The sequence below is a fragment of the Phyllobacterium sp. CL33Tsu genome (assembly GCF_900113985.1).
In the GTDB taxonomy this organism is placed as follows: domain Bacteria; phylum Pseudomonadota; class Alphaproteobacteria; order Rhizobiales; family Rhizobiaceae; genus Phyllobacterium; species Phyllobacterium pellucidum.
The window spans coordinates 106,948-126,982 of the sequence record NZ_FORJ01000004.1 but is presented as its reverse complement, the minus strand read 5'-3'; the positions used below and the strand labels follow the sequence as shown (position 1 = coordinate 126,982).

The window sequence follows — 20,035 nt, the reverse complement described above, 5'->3', positions numbered from 1 at the left end:
GTCGTCAACCTCCATTTCCGGCCGATTGTGCTGCAAGCTTTATGGCCGCGCGAATGCGAACATAGGTACCGCACCTGCAGATATTGCCGCTCATGGCATCATCGATATCGGCGTCCGTCGGGTTGGGGTTGCCAGCCAGCAACGCCGATGCCGACATGATCTGGCCGGATTGGCAGTAGCCGCACTGGGGGACCTCGTTTTCGAGCCACGCCTTTTGTATTCTGGCGCCTGCTGGCGTCGAGCCGATCGCTTCGATCGTCGTAACCTCGGACTCGCCAAGGCTGTCGACCGTCGTAATGCAGGAGCGTGTGGCGACACCGTCGATCTGAACGGTGCAGGCGCCGCAAAGCGCCATCCCGCAACCGAATTTCGTGCCGGTCATACCCAGCACATCCCGCAGGACCCACAGAAGGGGGGTATCGTCGTCGACATCGACGCTATGGGTATTTCCATTGATTTTGATGGCAACAGCCATGGCGCACTCTCCCGTTTATGAGGATCGGCAGCGCAGTCCGCCGATAATATGCGAACGCTATGATTTTGTTAGTATGGTTAAAGCGAAGGCGATTGAGACGCAGGTACGCGAACTGACCCCATGTAGGGGGACAAAGACCCCTCAGACCGTATGCTCGTAAACGTTCATCTTAGGCCAGACCAGCGAGGTTGACCAGATCTTCGTATGGTGGGGAGCGCACGTGATTTTTGCTGCATCGGCTTCATTGCCGATGCAGATCATGATGGTCGAAAGTTGGACGCGCAATCACAACGCGGAACAGCGGCTCGAACGCTTATCCCGTAAACTGTTCGCTGACATAGTCCCAGTTGACGAGCTTGCTCAAAACTGCAGCAACATGCTCTGGGCGACGATTTTCATAATCGAGATAGTAGGCGTGTTCCCATACATCGATCCCGACGAGGGCTTTCTTGCCACCAGCGAGTGGCGTTCCTGCGTCCTGTAGCCCAACGATTGTAAGCTTGTCGCCATCCTTGACGAGCCAGACCCAACCGGTTCCAAAGATCTTGTCGCCCTCGGCCACCATTTTCTTTTGCATGTCGTCCGGCCCGCCGAAGCTGGTCTTTACCGCATCGAGTAGCGCGCCCTTTGGCGCCGCCGATCCGCCCTTGAATTGTTGCCAATAGAGGTTGTGGTTCCAGGCCTGCGCAGCGTTGTTGAAGATGTCGGTGTCACCTTGTTTCTTCGAACGAACGACGACCTCTTCGAGCGAAAGGTCGGCATAAGGCGTCTTTTCCACCAGCGTGTTCAGCTTCTTGAAATAGCCGGCATGGTGCTTGCCATAGTGGAGCCCGACAGTCCTTGCCGAAATGGCCGGGGCCAGAGCACCTTGGTCATAAGGCAATTCAGGTTGTTTGAACGGTGCAGCGGCCCACGAGCGTCCCGCAGGCGCAAACAACGTCGTCGCGGAAGCTGCGGTCAGTGCGAGTACGCTACGTCGATTGAGTTTCATTTTTGCCTCCTTGGCGCGTCAGCACGCTGGCGCCCGGCATTTCAATACCAGCGGCGTCGCGTATCCTCCGCTGTCATGCGACCGACCAAAACGCCGATGAAAAATCCAAGAATGCCTATTGCGCCGACCGCCGACACCGCTCGTCCCGGGTTTCGCCGCACGGGACCCGCGACAGACTCTGCCTGGCGGCGAACGGTTCGCGCAGCCGTTGTTGCCATGGACGAAGCATAGTCCGCCAAGCCGGAGTCAGCACTTTTGGAGGGTTGTTTGCGTGAAGAAACCTTGCTCTTGGTTGTGTCCTTGCGAGTGGCGGCGCTTCGGGTTTTCGGCTTTGTCTTGCTCTGATCCGCAGCCACTTCGCCGTCCGTGATCGTATTGTCGTCCATTGGGTTTGCCTCCTCGCGTGAATATTGAGCAACGATCCGCGAGAAGGTTGGTTCCGCAATTGACTTCAGGTTGCAACCCCGTGGGGATCGCGCTTTATCGGCCGGGCAAAGGGCACGACGATAAGGGAGACGAGGGTGATCAGCGCAATCATCGCCCAGGCGTCATTGATGGACTGCACCAGCGCAGCCTTCGCAACCAATGGGCTGAATATCAACTCGGCGCCAGCCCCTGCCATGCCGTCCCCGCGCAGTTGGTCAAGCGGAATGCCGACGAACGCCGCGGTCTTCGCATCGCCGATGAGAAGGCCGTTGGCCAACTCCAGTCCGTGTGTGGCGGCACGCGAGTAGATCACCGTATCAATCAGGGCCAGACTCAGGGCACCGCCAAGATTGCGCATCAGATTGAAAAGGCCGCTCGCATCCGGAATGCGGTGATGCGGCAGGTTGCCGAGTGCGAGACGCGTCGGCGGCAAGATGCAGAACATGATCGCAACGCCGCGTATGATTTGCGGCCAGAACATGCCGTCGCCGTCGGTTGCCGGCGTCTGAAAGGCGCTGCATCCAAGACCGATGGCAAAGACAGCATACCCAATGGCGGTCAAGACTCTCGCATCCATGCGCTGCTCCAGAAAAACCGCTATCGGCGCGACGAGGATTTGCGCGACGCCCGTCGCCAACATCATGGTTCCAATTGTAAAGGCGCTGTGGCCACGCACATAGGCCAGGAACAAGGGCATCAGATAAACCGAGCCGAACAGTCCGAAACCCAGAATGAAGCTCAATGCGCAGCCGATCGTAAAATTCAGTTCCTTGAAGTTTCGCAGGTTTACCAAAGGCACCTTGTTGCGCCAGGTGCGCCGGACAAACCCGGCAAGTGTTGCGGCACTTACAACGGCAAGCCCGAGTACGATGCCATCGGTCCAACCGCGCTTAGGGGCTTCCTTGAGACCAATCTCCATGGCGGCGAGGCCAATCGCCATCATCAACAGGGACATGACGTCCAGCGTCCGAATCTCCTGAAACTTCGTCGTTTCGCGCGGCAGCAAAGTAGCCGCGAGGCCCGCTGCGACGATCCCCGGGATGACGTTGATGAGAAACAGCCAATGCCAGGAATATGCCTCGGTGATCCAGCCGCCCACCATCGGCCCGACTGTCGGAGCCATGACTGCGACGACGCCTGCCACTGTTGTGGCGATACCCTGCAGGTTTCCCGGAAACAGGATGAACACCGCCGAAAATATGAGCGGTATAAGCGCGCCGCCGGCAAGACCCTGAAGGATCCGCCAGGCAAGCAACTCAGAGAAATCACCGCTCAAGGCGCATCCAACGGAGGCCAGCGTAAAAAGAATGATGCCGCATACGAAAAGCCAGCGCATCGTCAGCGTTCGCGTGAGAAAGCCGTTCAATGGAATGGCGACCACCTCCGCGATGAGGTAGGCGGTCTGTATCCAGCTCATCTGATCGGGATCGATGTCGAGCGCGTTCTGGATATTTGGCAAGGAGGTCGAGACGATCTGAACGTCGAGGATCGCCATGAACATGCCGATGCACAAAGCGGCAAAGCCGAACCAGGTACTCGCCGTAGCAGCTGCGATAGACCTGGCATGTGTCGACATTAAATGACTCCGAAAGTGCCTTCGCTCCACTGACGGATTGCCGCTATGCAAACTGTTCAGCATCAGGACTACGCCGCCAGTAAGGTGGCAAATCGCACCTATAAGACACTGTTGCAGAGCTTTGTTCCAGCTATCTCTTATCTGGAATGCGTTTGGTGGGCTAATCGCTCTGCGTGCCCGCTGCGTTTTATGGAGACGGGTGCCTCGAATTTGGCGCCATTGCAGAAACGGCAGGGAACCAATATCACGTCACTATTGCTTTTTACCGCGGAACCCGACCAGATGAGTCCTGAAGCCTGTCTCCTAGTCCTCATCGGCGGGTTTGTCGGCGGTATTGCGCGCCTCTATCTGTCGACGCTCGTCGGCAGAAGATTCGATGAATATTTCCCCTGGGGAACGTTCGTCGTGAATGTCAGCGGCGCGCTTATAATCGGGATCGTCGCCGCGCTTGGACGCAACTCCAGCGGTTTTTTTGCCGACCCATTATTCCGCGATTTTGTGGTTGTCGGCCTCTTGGGCGGCTATACGACCGTGTCGTCATTCTGCCTGCAAAGCCTCTACCTTGCCTTCAGCGGTGAAATGCGTCGTGCGGCATTCAATGTCGTCGGCTCGTCTCTCCTGTGCCTCTTCGCCGTGGCTCTCGGTTTTCGTCTTGTTGAATGGTCAGGCAGTTTGCTCGGATGACGGAAAAAACGAAGGTCGGTCGGATGTATCTCGCAGTCGGCTGTGGTGCCGCGATTGGCTCGCTGCTGCGCTTTCTGGCGGGCGTCGTCATCGTCGATGGACTGGGTCAAAGCGTGCTTTGGACCACCACCTTCGTCAATGTCGTCGGCTCGTTCATCATCATGCTATTCGCCACGTCGACCGGTCCCGAGGGACGGTGGCCCGTTGGTGCGATGGGGCGCCTTTTCGTCATGGGCGGGGTTTGTGGGGGCTTCACGACGTTTTCGGCGATGAGCCTCGATTCTTACCTGCTCATGCTTGATGCGAGCATCGTTACTGGCGCGCTCTATCTTGGTGCCGTCGTTTCATTGTCGCTGGCCGCAGCCTGGTGCGGTCATATGCTGGCTGTCCGTATCAACAGGTGATTGCCAGCAGATAACGCGCTCAATTCAGGCGTTGTCCGTTTTGACTGTCAAAGAGGTGAGCTTTGGTGCTCTCCCCCTTCACCGAGATCCGGTCTCCGACATTGACCTCGGCTACGCGCGGAAACTCTACAGTAATGAGTTTTCCAGTTCCGGCGTCCAGATAGCCGAACGTCTGGCTGCCAAGGCGTTCAACGACGACCAACTCGCCGGTAAACCATGCATTATCCGGCTCGCACACCGTCAGGTCTTCGGGCCGGACACCGAAGGTAACAGCTTTCGCCTTCCTGGTGGATCGATCTTGAACCGCAATTGCTGCCCGCCCGGCGGGCAGTTGAACAACCAGGTCTTCGCCGGCGGGTTCTGCAACATCGACGGCGAGTGTATTCATTGTCGGGCTGCCGATGAAGCGGGCGACGAAAAGGCTGGCGGGTTTCCGATAGAGATCGAGCGGCTTGCCGATCTGTTCGACATGACCGGCATTCATGACGACGATGCGATCGGCCAGGGTCATTGCCTCGACCTGGTCGTGGGTGACGTACACAGTCGTCGCCTGCATCTGCCGATGCAACTTGGCGATCTCAAGGCGCATCTCGACGCGCAGCGCCGCATCGAGATTGGACAACGGCTCGTCAAACAGGAATGCTTTCGGGCGACGCACGATCGCACGACCCATGGCAACGCGCTGCCTTTGGCCGCCGGAAAGCTGCGCCGGGCGCCGGGCGAGGTAGTCCTGAAGCTTGAGAATATCCGCGGCGCTCGACACGCGCGTATTGATCTCGCTTGCTCCTTCGCTGCGCATCTTCAGGCCGAATGCCATGTTTTCCTCGACGCTCATGTGCGGATAGAGCGCATAATCCTGGAACACCATGGCGATATCCCGGTCTGAGGGCGGCAGCGCATTGACCACCTTGTCACCTATACGCAGTTCGCCGCCACTGATCTCTTCGAGACCGGCGATCATCCGCAACAGCGTGGACTTACCGCAGCCTGAGGGGCCGACGAGCACGAGAAACTCGCCGCTTGCGATCGTTATGTCGACGCCATGAATTACTGGAACGGTGCCATAGACCTTCTTGATCTTATCGAGGCTGATCGCTGTCATGTGAAAATTCCTCCGTCCCATTATCTCTATTGACGTTCATTATCGATATCAATATCAATAATGATATTTCGCGTCGTCTGCAACAACAAGAAAGGGCTTGCAGTGTCCGACTCCCTGTCCCGCCGCCCGGCTCGCACGCCGCAGAGCCCTTTGGCCGCAAAGGCATCGGTTGCGTTTGCCTCGCTGAAACGGGACATCATGCTTGGCGAACTCAGGGCAGGCGAACCCTTGACTGAACTCGATCTGGCGGCGCGGTTTCAGTGCAGCCAGGGAACCGTACGGGAAGCGCTCCTGCAATTGCAGGAGGAGGGACTTGTACGGCGTCAGGGTCATCGTGGCACGCAGGTCTCCGCCTGCACCGTGGATGAAGCCGTGGAGATGTTTCGCGTCCGCCAGCAGATCGAGTGCAACGGCATGGCCCGGGTGATGCGGCACAAGAGCCGCAGCCTCATACCCGACCTGCAGGACATGGCCGAAGATATGATTGACGCGGCGAAGGCCGACGACGAATTGCAGCTCGCTGCAATAGATCGCGACTTCCATCGCCGCATTTTCCGCGACGCCGACCTGCCTGCGCTCGATCCGATCCTGCACCGCTGCCTTGTCCACAATCACCGCTTCAAGATTTCGCGAAGCATAGGAACGCGCGACCTCATGGCGACTGCCCTGCGTCACCGCGTGATCATCGAAGCGATCGGCGAGGGGGACATGGCGGCGGCAACGCAGACACTGCACCATCACATCGCGACCATCGTCGATTTCGGTCCCACACTGTTCCCGGATGCCGAGCAATGAGCACCTCAAACGAATTTCCGAGTGAACTTTCGGCGGAGATGCGCATGATCATGTCACGCGTCGAAGCGGAACTTGGGCCACTCCCTGATCCGAGCTTGCTTGCACCTGCAGAGGGACGGGCGCAATCCGAGCGCATCAACGAACGTAATAACGTGAACCTTCCGCCGGTCGCCAAAGCAGCGAAAGTCATGGTCGAAGCCAATTCCCACCTTGGCTCGGCAGATTGCAGGATGAAGGTCTTTGTACCGGAAGGTGCGGGCCCCGGCGCAGTGCTCTTCGTCCATGGCGGGGGTTTCGCGTTCTGCAGTCCGCAAACCCATGAGCGATGCGCGCGGGTCCTTGCTATTGAAACAGGGTTGCCTGTGCTGGTACCCGACTATCGCCTTGCCCCTGAACATCCCTATCCGAATGGATTGCATGATGTTGTCGCTTGCCTGCGCGCCGCATTTCCGGCAACGGCGGCAGTCGGCGTCGAAGATGGGCCGCTGCTCGTTTCGGGAGATTCTGCTGGCGCCAATCTCGCGCTTGCCGCCATGATTCACGAATTTAAAGCAGGTCATGCGGTCCCGGCGGGCGCGCTGCTCTTCTACGGAACCTACGCCGCGGATTTCACCACGTCTTCCTATCAGCAGTTTGCCGAGGGTCCGGGACTGACGCGCGGCAAGATGCAGCGCTATTGGAACTGGTACTGCCGTAATGAGGATTTGCGCCGCGGTCCGATGGCATCGCCGCTTCACGCCAGCGACAGCACGCTAAAGGCCCTGCCGCCGCTTTATCTTTTGGCTGCCGGCATCGATCCGCTGCTCTCCGACACCCTGCTTCTCGCCGACAGGCTGAAGTCAGCTGGCCGGGATAGCCCCGTTTCGATCGTGCCGGGCGTCACGCATGGATTTTTGCAGAACACCAATGAATTGGCCGCGGCACGGGAGGCGCTCGCGGCTGCCGGTGAGGCCGCCCGTCGGATGATCCGGAGCAGTCGTTAATTTCGAAGAACAACAGTGGAGGACACAATGAGCATTTTCAAGAAACTCAGCGTCAGCTGCGCATTCGTCGCAGGTCTCGCCATGGGGAGCGCAAACGCCGCCGAGACCGTGCGCTTCTGGTATCACTTCGACAATCCGGAAAATCCTATGTCGGATCTCGTGCAGAAGTTTGAGGCCAAAAACCCCGATATCAAGATCGAGGCCGAAAACGTTCCCTGGAACAGCTATTACGACAATCTCTATACATCGCTCGTCGGGGGTAATGCTCCCGATGCCGGCATGGTCAAGCTCTTCGCCCAGCCGCGGCTTGCTGAAATGGGTGCGCTCGAACCGCTTGGCGAACGTATCAACGCCTGGCCGGGAAAGGCTGACCTTCTCGACAATCTGCTTGAACTCAACAAGGGCCCCGATGGACAGCAGTACTACTTGCCCATCCAGTATGTGGTGCTTTACCTCTACTACCGCGCCGACCTCTTCAAGGAAGCCGGCCTGAACCCGCCGACCACGTGCGAGGAATTCCGCACGGCTGCACAGAAGCTCACAAAGTCCCCCGACACCTATGGATTTGGCCTGCGCGGCGGCAAGGGTGGCTGGGACCAGTGGGGGACGTTCGTGTTCTCGCAGGGTGCTGAACTGAAGCCGGGCGGCTTGACCAAACCGGAAGCTGTGGCGGCCAACCAGTGGCTCATCGATCTCTTCCAGAAGGACAAGGTCATTCCGCCATCCGCGCCGAATGACGGGTTCCAGGAAATTGTCGCGGCTTTCAAGGCCGGCAAGACTGCAATGACCATTCACCACATCGGCTCGTCCAACGATCTCGTCAAGGCGCTGGGTGACAAGGTCTCGGCTGTCCCCGTGCCGAAGTGCGGCGGCAATCAGTGGACGTCCTATGGCGACGAATCGCTGGCCATCTTCTCCGGATCGCAAGTCAAGGATGCCGCGTGGAAGTGGATCTCGTTCCTTGCGGAAGGCGAGAACAACGTGGCCTTCAACAAGGCGACCGGCCAGATGACCGTAACGAAGAGCGGTGCGGAACATTGGACGCTGCATGAACGCCGCTTCGTCGATGCCACTGTGCAGTCGCTCCCGTTCGCGCATGTCCTGCCGCAAAGCACTGCCACTGCCGAATTTGTAAATACCGCCTGGCAAACCTCGATGCAGCAGGCGCTGACGGGGCAGATCACCTCGCAGCAGATGATGGAGCAGCTTGAGACCCTTTTCGCGCAATAGCGCGGAAAGGTTCTCAAGAGGCCGATCGACGAACGCCGGAAAGTAAAGTCATGTCAACGCTTGTATCATCTGCACCAGCAGAGGCCGCACAGCTCCGTCCGCTGCGCAGCAGGCTTATGCCCTATGCCCTGCTGGCGCCAGCCGTGCTGGTGACACTCGTCATCGTGTTCTTTCCAATGGTGCAGGCGCTCGTCACCAGCTTCTATGACCTCGTCTTGTGGAAGCCGAATGCCACCCGTTTCGTCGGATTCGGCAACTATGTGAAGCTGCTGCGTGATCCCGTGTTCTGGACGTCTCTTGGTCACACAGCGATATGGATCGGCCTGACGGTGCCGCTGCAAATGGGCCTTGGCCTCATCGCGGCACTCTTGCTCAACCGTGATTTTCCATGGCGCGGGCTCGCGCGCGCCCTGGTCATCATCCCCTGGGCACTGCCAAGCGTCGTGATCGCCCTGATGTGGCGATGGATTTACGATCCGACGACCGGGGTTCTCAATGACATACTCCTTTACCTGTCGATCATTCACTCGACGGTGCCCTGGCTTGCCGATCCGCAGCTCGCGCTCTACGCCGTGATAGCCACGCTCACCTGGCAAGGCTTCCCGTTCTTCGCGGTCATGATCCTCGCCGGCCTGCAGGGCATTCCGCAAAGCCAGTATGAGGCCGCTTCCATCGATGGGGCGAGCAGCTGGCGTCAGTTCATCCACATCACGCTGCCGGGTATCGCTCCCGTCCTTGCGACCGCCGGGTTGCTGCGCATCATCTGGGTCGCGAATTCCATGGATGTCATCTTCGTGATGACTGGGGGAGGGCCGGGCTATGCGACGCATACGCTGCCGCTCTATGCCTTCATCAAGGCGCGCCAGAATCTCGATTTCGGCTACGGCACTGCCATTGCGGTGACCTTCACCATCCTGCTCGGCGCGATTGTCGCCGTCTATATCGTCCGCACGATGCGGGAGGTGGAACGATGAACAAGCCATCCACTCTGAAGCGGATCCTCACAACCGATATTCCGGTCGTCCTGATCATCCTCCTTGCCATCGGACCCTTTGCCTGGATGATCCTGACCTCGCTGACCCCTACCGCGCAGCTATCGGCTTCTGGCGTTTCACTGTCACCCGCCGGCTGGAGTCTCGACAATTATATACGCCTGCTCGAACAGACCTCGTTCCTAGGTAATATGCTGCACAGCCTGATCATCGCAGGCGGAACGGTGATACTTGGCCTCGTCGTATCGGTTACGGCAGCCTATGCCCTGTCGCGCTTCCGGTTCCCGGGGCGCAAGATCATCATGCTGCAGTTCCTGCTCGTCAACATGTTCCCGATCGTCCTCCTGATCCTGCCGCTGTTCGTACTGTTCCGGAAGATCGGCATCCTCGATACCCATATCGGCTTGATCCTGGCCAATTCCACCGTGGCGATCCCCTTTGCCGTGTGGATGCTTACGAGCTACATCGCCGCAATTCCGCGCAGCCTCGATGAGGCGGCGATGATAGACGGCTGCTCACGACTTCAGGCCCTGCGCCGCGTCGTGCTGCCGCTCGCCATGCCCGGGATTATCTCGACCGGCATCTATATCTTCATCACCGCCTGGAACGAATATCTTTACGCCTTGACCCTCGGCGGCCGAAATGTCCGCCCGGTCACGGTGGCAATCCAGACGCTCATCGGCGAATACCAGATCGAGTGGGGACTACTTGCGGCCGGCGGGGTCGTCGGCGCATTGCCCGCAACCATACTTTTCCTTCTCGTCCAACGCCGGCTTATCGGTGGCCTGACCCAAGGCGCAGTGAAGGGATGAACATGCCAATCAAAAAAGGAACAGCGATGAATCCCATCGGATTGATCTCCATGCAATATGCGCGGCCGTTTACCGCCGAGCACTTCCACCTCTTCAGGCAGATGCGCGAACTCGGCTATGATTTCGTCGAACTTCTGGTGCCGGAACCAGGCGAGATCGATCTTGCCGCCGCACGGCGTGCGCTTGAAGATGCCGGTCTTGGCGTCGTCCTTGCCGCACGGGTCAATCTCCAGCGCAACCTTTCGTCGGACGACAAGGACGCCCATCGTGCCGGAATCGATTATCTGCGCTATACGGCCGATTGCGCAAACGCGCTCGGCGCGACGATCGTCGGCGGACCGTTGACCGGCAATCCCCTTGTCTTCGCCGGTAGGCCGCCTGCGCCCGTCTCCGAGGACGAGCGTTTGAAGCGCAAGGAGCGCTGCGTCGTCGGCCTCAAGGAAGCCGGCGATCACGCCGCCAAGGCCGGCGTCGTTCTCGCCGTGGAACCGCTCAACCGCTTTGAGAGCGACGTTTTGTGTACGACACAACAGGCGAACGAGCTTCTCGATGCGGTTGATCATCCTGCGATCAAGCTGATGCTCGATACGTTCCACATGCATATGGAAGAGGCATCGATTGCCGAGGCGATCCGGCTTGGCGGTGACCGTCTCGTTCATTTCCAGGCGAACGAAAACCACCGCGGCTTTCCGGGGACCGGTTCGACCGATTGGGTCGCTGTCGGTCGCGCATTGCATGAGATCGGCTACAAGGGTCCGGTATCGCTCGAACCGTTCCGGCGCAATGACGACCGTTTCGGCGTACCGTTCGCGCAATGGCGCGCGCCACACGAGGATGAAAGCGAACGGCTCGCGGCCAGCGCTGCATTTATCAGATCCCATCTCACCTTGACGGAATATCGGCGATGACCTTGAAAATCGGCTGGATCGGTTGCGGCATTCACGCAACCCAGATGCTTTTACCCCAACTCGTGCGCCACGACGTTGAAATCGTTGCGCTGTGCGATATCGACGGCAAGCGGCTTGCCGATGCCGGACGACAGTTTGGCGTTTCGCGATTGACCAGCGATGCCGAGGAGCTTATCCGCACGCCGGGTATCGACGCTATCGGCATGGCGGTAGGACCAGATCAGCATTTGCGTTTTGGCAAGCTCGCACTTGAGCGTGGACTTTCCGTCTTCATGGAAAAGCCGCCTTCGGGTACGGCTGAAGGCGCGCGGGAATTGCGCGCGGCGTCGGAGCGATCGGGCAAACCATTGTTCGTCGGCTTCATGAAGCGCTATTCCGTCGGCAACAAGATCGCCCACAACATCATCAAGTCGGGTCGGTTTGGCCCAGTGCTCGGCCTTACCGGCTATTACATGACGGCGCCCGGCTATTTTACCGGCAATGTCGACTATACCGGCTTCTTCCTGCATCACTGCGTGCACTACATGGACCTTGTGTCGTTCTTTGTCTCGCCGGTGCGCACACTATCCGCCCGGAAAGTCGAAAAGACGCCGGGCCGGGTCCTCTTCCACGTCGGCTTCGAATTCGACTGCGGCGCGATCGGCAATATTGCCATGGGTACGATCCAGTCGCGCGGAACGCCGGTCGAGCGCATCGAACTGATGAGCGATCACCAGCGGCTCGAAGTGGACGATGTTATAGAAGTACGGTGGAACCGTAATCCACCCTTCAAGGTGGACGATCCCAACGCCACGCTTGCGGACGATGTCGACACCCTGACCTGGAAGCCGAATTTCACGGCAGCAGCCAATGAGGACCCCAAAGGCTACTACTCTCTGCTTGCTGACGTCGTGCCGGGGCTCGGCGGGGCATCAACGCCGGCGCCGACGATCCATGACGGTGTGATAGCCATGGAACGGCTGGAGGCGCTGCGCCGCGAACTTGAACTCTAGGAGTGGAGCGCAGGATGTTGATCCTGCGCTTTTCTTTCGCCTACTGCCGGCATAGAGGCGCGTCAACGCGTTCGCCCGAAGACGCCACATGCCGTTTGCGCGCTTGCCCTATAAACTAAACTGCAAACAACTGCCGGAGCCAGCCCATCATGCCCTTGCCTTGCGAGGGCAGGAACCTGCGCACGTATCGGGCGGTCGTCCCAGCGCTTACATTGGCGCCGAAATGGCAATAGCAGACCATTCTGTGGAGTTGATGGTCGTTGAGTTCGAAGAAGCGCTTGGCTTCGCCATAGCTATCGTCGGAGAGGCCTGATCCCTGCAGATAGGAATCCTCGAACGCCACCGTCAGAGCAGAACCATCAGCGCGCATCGCATCGCGGGTCCCGGCCGACTGGAACTCGGTCTGATATAGTGTCGTAAGCCGCCGTGCGGGGTTGCGCTCCAGGAGTTCAGCCCAGCGCTCGATACGCTCATTGCGCGACAGAATCTGGCGCGGGTAGTCGGGATCAGTTTTTTCAAGGACCTGCAATTGTTCAAGAGCGAGATGTTTCATTCTGGCCTCCTATATCAACGATAGTTGGTCCGCCCAAAATCCCGGTCTTAGCCCACCAGCCAGCCTGACTCTGTCACGCTTTGAAGTCCAATCACGATCATTATCGGGACCACATTTTTCACGAAGTTGTGCAGACGCCGCGCGGATCGCCGCTCACGGAATCGTATAAACGCTGATCTCATCGGTGATCCCGCGCAGCGTCACGCTCTGCGACATCGGCTTCAGGCCGTGCCGGACAAGCAGGTCGGAGGCGCGGGGATCGTCAAGGACGGAGCCGGTGGCGAATATCTCCCGCGACGTCGCAAGGTGCTGGACGCGCGAGGCGATGTTCACCGTCTGGCCGAAATAGTCCTGCCGCTCGTTGAGGTTCACGGCGATGCACGGTCCTTCGTGGATGCCGATCTTCAACAGGAGATCCTCGCTGCCGCGCTCGCCGTTCAGCTTCAGCATCGCTTCGCGCATCCGCATGGCCGCAAGGACGGCCCGGTCGGGGGTCGGGAAGGTCGCCATCACCGCGTCCCCGATGGTTTTGACGACAGCGCCCGCCTCGGAACTCACAATGTCATTGAGAATGCCGAAATGCATTCGCACGAGGTCAAACGCTGCAAGGTCGCCGACCCTATCGTAGAGTTCGGTCGAGCCGCGCAGATCAGTGAAGAGGAAGGTGAGGCTGGTAATCTTAAGCCTCTGATCCACGTCGATCGTGTCGGTGCGATAAATATCGCGGAATGTCTGGTTGGTGAGCAGCCGCTTTGCGGTAAGGAATGGCCGGCGACGGCCGAGCAAATTATGGAGCGCCTCGTTGGCTATGCAAACGGATGGAAGGACGCGAACGTCGGTGTGATTTTCCAGTGCAATGCGCAACGGGCCAGGGCGGAGGGTAAGCGTTTCGTGGTGGCGATGCGTGCGATCGAAGATGAGCGAGAGGCTCTGACGCTCTTTCGTCGGCTCACCCTTGACGTCGAGAAACTGGGCGGCGTGTGTTACCGGCTCGAAGACGATGACGAAGTCCGCCGGCAATTGCAGGGAGATTACTGCCTTTTCGCCCGGTGGCAGTTCAAGCTCTTCGAGCATGAAACCGTCCACTTTGGCTTCGAAATCGTCCTCGGGCAGTTCAATACCGGAGCCCCAATAGATCTGACGGAAGTATTCGAGCGTGGGCAGCCGATGTGGATCGTGTGCCTCGATATGGCGCACGCGCGGGCTGACTGTGAATGTTACCTCAACCATTTCATCCAGCGTCGGCTCGTAGCCTGCGGCACAGAGTGCGCAGGTATATTCTTCGCTCTGGACCGTCTTCAGCGAGGTATTCGCATCAAGCACCCCGCCGCAGCCCGGACACAAAACGTTCCATGACATCTCGAAGATGCCAAGGTGGGCGGCATGCAGAAAGGCGTTGATCGTTTCCTCTTCATCGAGTCCTTCAGTGGCGGCAAAGGCGAGCGCATTGACGCGACAAAGCTTACGGTCGGGAGCTTCACGTACAAGCCGCTCGATCTTGTCGACGATGTCCGGTTGGACCGACTGGCGCAGCACACCGAACAGTGGCTGGATATCATCCATGGAGCTATTTTATACCTAAACCCGTCGAGGCCAATAGGAGATTCAACTGAAATGTCAGGAGTGATTGGCGCTCAGCCTATCACCTTGCCGGGGTTCATGATGCCGTGCGGATCAAGCGCCTGCTTGACCATGCGCATCAGGCTCAGCTTGACCGGATCGCCTTCGGATATCAGTTCAGGTCGCTTTTCGAGGCCGATACCATGTTCGGCCGAGAAGGATCCCCCCATCTTGCGGAGATTGGCATAGATGATCGCCTTGGCGCGCTCCTTGTCGGGCCAGGCGGTTTCGCCGGCAACGCCGACATGGAGATTGCCGTCGCCAAGATGACCAAAGGCGAACCCGCGAATTTCGCTGCCGAGAGCGGCCATCCCGCCATTGAACTGTTGCAGCCATGTTTCGAGTGCACCGAGCGGCACGGAAATATCGAACCAATGACAATAGGGGCAGTTGCGGTCGATCACGCTGCTGTCTTCGCGAATATTCCAGATTGCGTTCCGCTCTTTCTCGCTTTGAGCAATGATCGCATCGACGACCTGTCCGCGTTCAATTGCGAGGCCGAGTGCCTCCTCCAGCCGCGATCGGGCCGTAGGCTGGTCGGGATCGTCCGTTTCGAGAATGAGGTAGGCTGGCGCTTGCGTAAAGGCGGCAAGCGATGCGGGGCCGAGGCTCTGCGACGCCAGATGGAAGTAGTCGTGTGCCATGAATTCTGCGCGAAGCAAATGGATACCGCGATCACGCTGCAGCGCCTGGAACAGGGTAACGGCATCAGTGGCGGACGGACAGGCGACCAGTGCGGTCGCTGTAAAAGCGTCGGCGGGCGTCAGCTTCACCACCGCCCGCGTAATAACGCCGAGTGTCCCCTCGGCGCCGATGAATAGCTGCTTCAGATCGTAGCCCTCGTTGCATTTGCTGACCTCGCTCATGTCACGCATGATCGAGCCATCAGCCAGCACGACTTCAAGTCCCAAAATACGCTGGCGCATTACACCATGGCGGAAGGCCTCCATGCCGCCGGCATTGGTTGCAATCATGCCGCCAATCGTGGCGCTGCCGCGCGAGGCGATATCGATACCCGTGGACAGGCCTTCCCTTGCGGTGGCCTCCTGCAGTGCATGCAGTGTCACGCCGGCTTCAACGATGGCTGTCGCTGCGGAAGCGGAGAGAGATTCAATGCGGTTCAACCCGGCAAGCGAGAGAATGACCTCGCCCTCACTCGACACTGCACCGCCGGCGAGTCCGGTGCGTCCGCCGTGGGGCACGACGGCTATGCGGTGGTCATTGCAGAAACGGAGAATGTCGGCGACTTGTTGCGTAGTCGCCGGTGTAACCATCAGCCCGGCATCGAGGTTGCGCGCATCGGACCCTGGATGGACAAGGCGCAATGCGTCGGCCTCCTTCACACCATTCGGTCCGACGATCGAACGGAGGTGCCTGGCGATGTCGTCTCTGGTCATTGCTGTTGCGCTGCTCCCCGCCGTTCAATGAAAATGCGGATGCCGAGGATAACGGCCGTCAAGATGATAAGGACGACGGAGATCGCAGCAATAGCAGGATCGATATTGTCGCGCAGTCCCATCCACATCAAGCGGGGCAGGGTTATCGCATTGACGCTGGTGATGAACAGGGTGACGCCGATCTCTTCCCAGGAGAGGACGAACGATAGGAGCGCTGCCGTGGCAATGCCGAACTTTATGTTCGGGATGATGATTTTTAGAGCTCGTGTGGCAAGATTTGCCCCCAGACCCCGTGCGGCAAGATCGATGCGCCTGTCAACCTGATAAAGCGCAACGAGGATGAGAACGACGGCGAAAGGCGTGATCATCACAGCATGTGCGAGCGCTACCCCAAACCAGGTATCGTAGCCGATCCAGTTGTTGACTGAGGAAAGGGCCGTCATCAGGAAGTAGAGCGTCATGGCCGAGACGACCGGGGGGACCACCAGCGGAAGCAGAACGAAGCCAATCATAAGAGCCGAAAATCTCGGCTGGAACATCCAGATGCCGAGACCGAACAGCGTGGCAAGGCTGGTCGCAATGGCGCTCGATAGAATGCCGATGCGCAGGCTCAGCAATATGCTTTGCCCCCACTGCGGGTTGTCGATCAGCGCCTGATAGTGGCGCAGGGACAGCGTGCCGGAGGGCATCGAAAGGAAGCGAGCCGGCGTGAATGAAACCGGCACCACCGCGATCAACGGCATGAGCAGGAATAAAGCAATGGCTGTGGCGAGAATGAGGATGACGGGTCCTGGTCTTGATGATTGCATGGCCTATCCCACCAGATGTGCAGGTTTGATGAAACGCCGCATGAGGGCAAGAAGGACCCCGATGAAAACGACGAGGACGACGCTGATCGCGGCGCCAAGCCCCCAGTCCGGGCTCTGGAAAATGCGCAGGTAAACGAGTTCGGCGACCATTACGCTGCGTCCGCCGCCAAGGATGGCGGGCGTAACGAAGAAACCGAGCGCGAACACGAAAACGATGAGCGCCGCCCCGATCAGCCCACCATAGGTGAGCGGTACGAAGACGGTCCAGAAGATGCGCGTGCGCGATGCGCCCATGCCGCGCGCCGCAAGCAACACGCGCTCGTCGATGCTGCGCATGGCCGATGCAATCGGAAAGACGGCAAAGGGTATCAGGAAATGCGTCATGCCGATGATGACGCCTAGCTCGTTGCGGGCGAGCGCCAACGGTTCGCTAATGATGCCCGCGGACTGCAGCCATGTATTGATCAACCCGCGATTGGAAAGCATCGCCAGCCAACCGAATGCGCGCGTCAACACCGAGATCCAGAAGGGAACGAGAATGCAGAATTCGGCGAGCATCCGCTGGAGCGAACTTCCGCGCACCCAGACATAGGCGATCGCATAGGCCGCAATGAGCGAAGCTGCCGTGACGACGAGGCAGATCCTCAAGGTGCGGATGAACACCGACTGGACGAGGGGATCGGTAAAGACTGCGCGATACTGTCCGATACCGGGCTCGGGGAGGGTAAAGCTCCAGCGTACGACGCCGAAAAACGGCACGGCATAGGCAAGACCGAGAAACAGCAGCAGCGGGGCCAGCAACAGGATCTTTCTGGAGGTGGCGGACTTCCCGATCATTCAACATCCTTCATGGCATAAAAACGAAAACCCGGCGCGGGGGCGTTGAACCCCCGCACCATCGATGTCATGCGGAAATGACTTTGGTGTATTCGTCGAATGCCTTGCCGTAATTTTCGGCATACCATTCCATGTCGAGCGGCACCTGCTTTGCCATATTGGCGGGATCGACGCAGTTGACGCGCTTTTTGTCGGCCGGGATCAGCGCATCCGTCGCGGGATTTGCCGGGCCCTGGCCGAGCATTTCGAACATGACCAGCTGCCGCTCCGGTGCCTGGGCGCTGGCAATGAACTTCATTGCATTATCCTTGCCGCCGGGATTGTTCTTCATGACGCCGAGAGCACCGGGAGAGATCAGGCCCTGATCCCAGATGAACTTGATGTTGCCGCCGGAGTCCTGCTCGAGAAGCTGGGCGCGCGTCGACCAGATCAGCGCCATCGATGCTTCGCCATTCATCAGCACGGACTGGCTCTCGGCACCGCCGCCCCAATAGGCGACGACGTTCTCCTTGAATGCGGCAATCTTGTCGTGCGCGCGCTTCAGGTCGAGCGGGTAAAGTTTTTCCGGGGCGACGCCATCTGCCATGAGTGCGGCTTCCCACATGGCAGAGCCCCACTTGTAGAGTGAACGCTTGCCCGGGAACTTCTTCACATCGAAGAAATCAGCCATGCCAGTTGGTGCCTGGTCGCCGAATTTCGAGGAATCGTAGGCAATGATATAAGAGAAGAAGTAGGTGGAAGCGGCGTGGTCCCAGCCGAAGCCCGGCCGCATCTTGTTCTTGTCGACGATATTGTAGTCTATGGCTTCCAGCATGCCCTGCTTGCCAAGCGAAATTCCCGAGAATGGATCGATGTCGAGAAGATCCCAGCTCGGCTTGCCGCTCTTGAACTGCGCCGTGATGGCGCCTTCGGTCGGTCCCGACCCGTCCATCTTGACCGCGACGCCGCTTTCCTTGGTGAATGGCTGGCCGTAGGCCTTGTCATAGGCCGTCATCGCGTCGCCGCCCCAGTTGACGAGCACCAATTCCTTGGCCTGCGCATAGGAGCCGGTGGAGCGGAGTAGGGCCGGCGCTCCAGCAAGGAACATTGCGGCCATCTGGGTAAAACGCCTGCGGCTGATCTCGCCGCGTTCGACCTTCGCCGCGAGGATTTCGAGGCAGTCTTTTTCAAACTCAGTGTTCATCTTTTTTCCCTCTGGATTGTTATTGTCGCATTCCCGTCGCCGCGCTAACTTCCGCTTGGCAGCAAGAAACCCTGGTTCGTCGGCCACGAGACCCAAACATCCGTTTGCGGCGCGATCGGCGCTATCGCAGCGGTCGGCATCGATACCGCAAGGCTCGTACCCTTGCTTGTCCGCAAATGATATTTGGTCGAAGCGCCGAAATAGGTTGCGCCCTCGACCCGGCAGGTAATCGCGTTGCTGTCGACCGTTGCTGGCTGCGTCGTAATCACCATGTGCTCGGGCCGCACTGCCGCGACGGCGCTGGTCCCATCGAGCCTGGTCGTCTTGTTGAGAATGATCGTGCGATCTTCGAACTGGCCCGCAGCGCGGTCACCGTCGAGCTTGACGGCATCGAGCGGCAGTAGATTGACCTCGCCAAGGAACTCCGCGACGAAGCGGTTGTCCGGCCGTTCATACACATCCTGAGGCCGCCCCACCTGCAGCAGTTCACCATGGTTGAAGATCGCGACCCGGGAGGAAAGGGCAAGCGCCTCCGACTGGTCGTGCGTGACGAAGACGAAAGTTGTTCCTGTCTCCTGGTGCAGCCGCTTGACCTCTTCCTGCATCATTTCGCGCAAGTTCTTGTCGAGAGCCGAGAAAGGTTCGTCGAGCAGAAGGACCGCTGGCTCGAACACGAGTGCCCGGGCGAGGGCTACACGTTGCTGCTGTCCGCCCGAGAGTTTCGCAGGGAGCTTGCGCTCGTGACCAACGAGGCCGACGCGCTCGACCATCTCGCCAACGCGCCGCTTGATCTCGGCGGAGGAGCGTCCCCTTACCTTCAACGGGAAAGCGATATTTTGTTCGACGGTCAGATGCGGAAACAGAGCATAGCCCTGAAAAACCATGCCGTACGACCGATCCTCGGCAGGCACGTCGGTAATGTCCTTGCCATCCATCATCAGGCGGCCGGTTGTGGGCGCGGTGAAACCCGCAAGGATCATCAGGAAAGTGGTTTTGCCGGAACCGGAGGGACCAAGAAGGGTGAGGAATTCGCCGCGGCCAATATCAAGCGAAAGGTTTTTCAGCGCATGGAACGCGCCAAACGTCTTGCCGATCGATACGGCTTTGATCTCGGCGGCCTTCGAGTCGCCCAGTTGCATGCTTTGCGGCATTGATCGACTTTCTTTCCCCATTTTTAAGGCAAGCCTAGGCACAATCCGGCGCGACGACAATTGAATTATATTGCCCTCACACGTGAACAAAATTCACGCCATTCAATTTCGCGTT

General features: G+C 58.9%; 21 protein-coding genes. 9 read left to right on the top strand and 12 right to left on the bottom strand.

Annotated features, from left to right (window positions below; translation table 11 throughout):
- Positions 1-4 precede the first annotated feature (4 nt).
- The 4 genes from BM074_RS15620 to BM074_RS15605 all read right to left on the bottom strand — a co-directional run bounded on the left by BM074_RS15620 (position 5) and on the right by BM074_RS15605 (position 3,468).
- Positions 5-475, bottom strand: coding sequence for a (2Fe-2S)-binding protein (locus BM074_RS15620; RefSeq protein ID WP_091923206.1), 471 nt, complete (start codon positions 473-475; stop codon positions 5-7).
- Positions 476-788: 313 nt separating this feature from the next.
- Positions 789-1,466 (bottom strand): superoxide dismutase, encoded by a 678-nt coding sequence (locus BM074_RS15615; protein ID WP_091923204.1) that lies wholly within the window; start codon positions 1,464-1,466, stop codon positions 789-791.
- A 41-nt stretch (positions 1,467-1,507) separates the two neighbouring features.
- Positions 1,508-1,852, bottom strand: a complete 345-nt coding sequence (locus BM074_RS15610) for a hypothetical protein (RefSeq protein ID WP_091923202.1) — start codon at positions 1,850-1,852, stop codon at positions 1,508-1,510.
- 65 nt (positions 1,853-1,917) lie between these two features.
- A complete protein-coding gene (locus tag BM074_RS15605) occupies positions 1,918-3,468 on the bottom strand; it encodes a DHA2 family efflux MFS transporter permease subunit (protein WP_091923200.1) in 1,551 nt (516 codons plus the stop codon).
- 282 nt (positions 3,469-3,750) lie between these two features.
- Between BM074_RS15605 and crcB (BM074_RS15600) the strand changes: the two genes are divergently transcribed.
- Positions 3,751-4,152 (top strand): fluoride efflux transporter CrcB, encoded by a 402-nt coding sequence (gene crcB, locus BM074_RS15600; RefSeq protein ID WP_091923553.1) that lies wholly within the window; start codon positions 3,751-3,753, stop codon positions 4,150-4,152.
- Positions 4,149-4,556: a fluoride efflux transporter CrcB gene (gene crcB / locus BM074_RS15595; protein ID WP_091923199.1), complete on the top strand. Its 408-nt coding sequence runs from the start codon at positions 4,149-4,151 to the stop codon at positions 4,554-4,556. Before crcB (BM074_RS15600) ends, crcB (BM074_RS15595) begins: the two co-directional genes overlap by 4 nt.
- 19 nt (positions 4,557-4,575) lie before the next feature.
- Here crcB (BM074_RS15595) and ugpC read toward each other — a convergent pair whose 3' ends face one another.
- Positions 4,576-5,658, bottom strand: a complete 1,083-nt coding sequence (gene ugpC, locus BM074_RS15590) for an ABC transporter ATP-binding protein (RefSeq protein WP_091923197.1) — start codon at positions 5,656-5,658, stop codon at positions 4,576-4,578.
- A gap of 60 nt (positions 5,659-5,718) precedes the next feature.
- Here ugpC and BM074_RS15585 point away from each other — a divergent pair, with 60 nt between their 5' ends.
- From BM074_RS15585 to BM074_RS15555, 7 genes are read left to right on the top strand one after another with little or no spacing between them, the layout of a single operon-like run.
- The gene (locus BM074_RS15585; protein WP_091923195.1) at positions 5,719-6,453 is read left to right on the top strand and encodes a GntR family transcriptional regulator; all 735 of its coding nucleotides are present in this window, start codon (positions 5,719-5,721) and stop codon (positions 6,451-6,453) included.
- Positions 6,450-7,436 carry an alpha/beta hydrolase gene (locus BM074_RS15580; protein WP_091923194.1) on the top strand — a complete coding sequence of 329 codons (987 nt, stop codon included), beginning with the start codon at positions 6,450-6,452 and terminating at the stop codon, positions 7,434-7,436. Before BM074_RS15585 ends, BM074_RS15580 begins: the two co-directional genes overlap by 4 nt.
- Positions 7,437-7,463: 27 nt before the next feature.
- Positions 7,464-8,666: an ABC transporter substrate-binding protein gene (locus BM074_RS15575; RefSeq protein WP_091923192.1), complete on the top strand. Its 1,203-nt coding sequence runs from the start codon at positions 7,464-7,466 to the stop codon at positions 8,664-8,666.
- Between the two features lie 50 nt (positions 8,667-8,716).
- Positions 8,717-9,640: a carbohydrate ABC transporter permease gene (locus BM074_RS15570; RefSeq protein ID WP_091923190.1), complete on the top strand. Its 924-nt coding sequence runs from the start codon at positions 8,717-8,719 to the stop codon at positions 9,638-9,640.
- Positions 9,637-10,470, top strand: coding sequence for a carbohydrate ABC transporter permease (locus BM074_RS15565; RefSeq protein ID WP_027232089.1), 834 nt, complete (start codon positions 9,637-9,639; stop codon positions 10,468-10,470). The genes BM074_RS15570 and BM074_RS15565 overlap by 4 nt, the downstream gene beginning before the upstream one ends.
- 26 nt (positions 10,471-10,496) lie before the next feature.
- Positions 10,497-11,378 (top strand): sugar phosphate isomerase/epimerase family protein, encoded by an 882-nt coding sequence (locus BM074_RS15560; RefSeq protein ID WP_091923551.1) that lies wholly within the window; start codon positions 10,497-10,499, stop codon positions 11,376-11,378.
- The gene (locus BM074_RS15555; protein ID WP_091923188.1) at positions 11,375-12,370 is read left to right on the top strand and encodes a Gfo/Idh/MocA family protein; all 996 of its coding nucleotides are present in this window, start codon (positions 11,375-11,377) and stop codon (positions 12,368-12,370) included. The genes BM074_RS15560 and BM074_RS15555 overlap by 4 nt, the downstream gene beginning before the upstream one ends.
- Before the next feature lie 115 nt (positions 12,371-12,485).
- Here BM074_RS15555 and BM074_RS15550 read toward each other — a convergent pair whose 3' ends face one another.
- The 7 genes from BM074_RS15550 to BM074_RS15520 form a co-directional block, all read right to left on the bottom strand.
- Entirely contained in the window at positions 12,486-12,923 is a 438-nt protein-coding gene (locus tag BM074_RS15550; protein WP_091923187.1) for a hypothetical protein, read from the bottom strand.
- Between the two features lie 153 nt (positions 12,924-13,076).
- The gene (locus BM074_RS15545) at positions 13,077-14,486 is read right to left on the bottom strand and encodes an adenylate/guanylate cyclase domain-containing protein (protein WP_027232085.1); all 1,410 of its coding nucleotides are present in this window, start codon (positions 14,484-14,486) and stop codon (positions 13,077-13,079) included.
- A 71-nt stretch (positions 14,487-14,557) separates the two neighbouring features.
- Positions 14,558-15,940: an FAD-binding oxidoreductase gene (locus BM074_RS15540; protein ID WP_091923185.1), complete on the bottom strand. Its 1,383-nt coding sequence runs from the start codon at positions 15,938-15,940 to the stop codon at positions 14,558-14,560.
- Complete coding sequence (locus BM074_RS15535; protein ID WP_091923183.1) at positions 15,937-16,749, bottom strand: ABC transporter permease; 813 nt, start codon at positions 16,747-16,749, stop codon at positions 15,937-15,939. Before BM074_RS15535 ends, BM074_RS15540 begins: the two co-directional genes overlap by 4 nt.
- 3 nt (positions 16,750-16,752) lie before the next feature.
- The gene (locus tag BM074_RS15530) at positions 16,753-17,586 is read right to left on the bottom strand and encodes an ABC transporter permease (protein ID WP_027232082.1); all 834 of its coding nucleotides are present in this window, start codon (positions 17,584-17,586) and stop codon (positions 16,753-16,755) included.
- Positions 17,587-17,653: 67 nt separating this feature from the next.
- Positions 17,654-18,769, bottom strand: coding sequence for an ABC transporter substrate-binding protein (locus BM074_RS15525; protein ID WP_027232081.1), 1,116 nt, complete (start codon positions 18,767-18,769; stop codon positions 17,654-17,656).
- Positions 18,770-18,813: 44 nt separating this feature from the next.
- Positions 18,814-19,920 carry an ABC transporter ATP-binding protein gene (locus tag BM074_RS15520; protein ID WP_091923181.1) on the bottom strand — a complete coding sequence of 369 codons (1,107 nt, stop codon included), beginning with the start codon at positions 19,918-19,920 and terminating at the stop codon, positions 18,814-18,816.
- Between the last annotated feature and the right edge of the window lie 115 nt (positions 19,921-20,035).

What these genes read in the sequence shown, in the direction of transcription:
- BM074_RS15620 (WP_091923206.1), bottom strand. Translation starts at nt 475, where the DNA reads ATGGCTGTTGCCATCAAAATCAATGGAAATACCCATAGCGTCGATGTC.
- BM074_RS15615 (WP_091923204.1), bottom strand. Translation starts at nt 1,466, where the DNA reads ATGAAACTCAATCGACGTAGCGTACTCGCACTGACCGCAGCTTCCGCG.
- BM074_RS15610 (WP_091923202.1), bottom strand. Translation starts at nt 1,852, where the DNA reads ATGGACGACAATACGATCACGGACGGCGAAGTGGCTGCGGATCAGAGC.
- BM074_RS15605 (WP_091923200.1), bottom strand. Translation starts at nt 3,468, where the DNA reads ATGTCGACACATGCCAGGTCTATCGCAGCTGCTACGGCGAGTACCTGG.
- crcB (WP_091923553.1), top strand. Translation starts at nt 3,751, where the DNA reads ATGAGTCCTGAAGCCTGTCTCCTAGTCCTCATCGGCGGGTTTGTCGGC.
- crcB (WP_091923199.1), top strand. Translation starts at nt 4,149, where the DNA reads ATGACGGAAAAAACGAAGGTCGGTCGGATGTATCTCGCAGTCGGCTGT.
- ugpC (WP_091923197.1), bottom strand. Translation starts at nt 5,658, where the DNA reads ATGACAGCGATCAGCCTCGATAAGATCAAGAAGGTCTATGGCACCGTT.
- BM074_RS15585 (WP_091923195.1), top strand. Translation starts at nt 5,719, where the DNA reads ATGATATTTCGCGTCGTCTGCAACAACAAGAAAGGGCTTGCAGTGTCC.
- BM074_RS15580 (WP_091923194.1), top strand. Translation starts at nt 6,450, where the DNA reads ATGAGCACCTCAAACGAATTTCCGAGTGAACTTTCGGCGGAGATGCGC.
- BM074_RS15575 (WP_091923192.1), top strand. Translation starts at nt 7,464, where the DNA reads ATGAGCATTTTCAAGAAACTCAGCGTCAGCTGCGCATTCGTCGCAGGT.
- BM074_RS15570 (WP_091923190.1), top strand. Translation starts at nt 8,717, where the DNA reads ATGTCAACGCTTGTATCATCTGCACCAGCAGAGGCCGCACAGCTCCGT.
- BM074_RS15565 (WP_027232089.1), top strand. Translation starts at nt 9,637, where the DNA reads ATGAACAAGCCATCCACTCTGAAGCGGATCCTCACAACCGATATTCCG.
- BM074_RS15560 (WP_091923551.1), top strand. Translation starts at nt 10,497, where the DNA reads ATGAATCCCATCGGATTGATCTCCATGCAATATGCGCGGCCGTTTACC.
- BM074_RS15555 (WP_091923188.1), top strand. Translation starts at nt 11,375, where the DNA reads ATGACCTTGAAAATCGGCTGGATCGGTTGCGGCATTCACGCAACCCAG.
- BM074_RS15550 (WP_091923187.1), bottom strand. Translation starts at nt 12,923, where the DNA reads ATGAAACATCTCGCTCTTGAACAATTGCAGGTCCTTGAAAAAACTGAT.
- BM074_RS15545 (WP_027232085.1), bottom strand. Translation starts at nt 14,486, where the DNA reads ATGGATGATATCCAGCCACTGTTCGGTGTGCTGCGCCAGTCGGTCCAA.
- BM074_RS15540 (WP_091923185.1), bottom strand. Translation starts at nt 15,940, where the DNA reads ATGACCAGAGACGACATCGCCAGGCACCTCCGTTCGATCGTCGGACCG.
- BM074_RS15535 (WP_091923183.1), bottom strand. Translation starts at nt 16,749, where the DNA reads ATGCAATCATCAAGACCAGGACCCGTCATCCTCATTCTCGCCACAGCC.
- BM074_RS15530 (WP_027232082.1), bottom strand. Translation starts at nt 17,586, where the DNA reads ATGATCGGGAAGTCCGCCACCTCCAGAAAGATCCTGTTGCTGGCCCCG.
- BM074_RS15525 (WP_027232081.1), bottom strand. Translation starts at nt 18,769, where the DNA reads ATGAACACTGAGTTTGAAAAAGACTGCCTCGAAATCCTCGCGGCGAAG.
- BM074_RS15520 (WP_091923181.1), bottom strand. Translation starts at nt 19,920, where the DNA reads ATGCCGCAAAGCATGCAACTGGGCGACTCGAAGGCCGCCGAGATCAAA.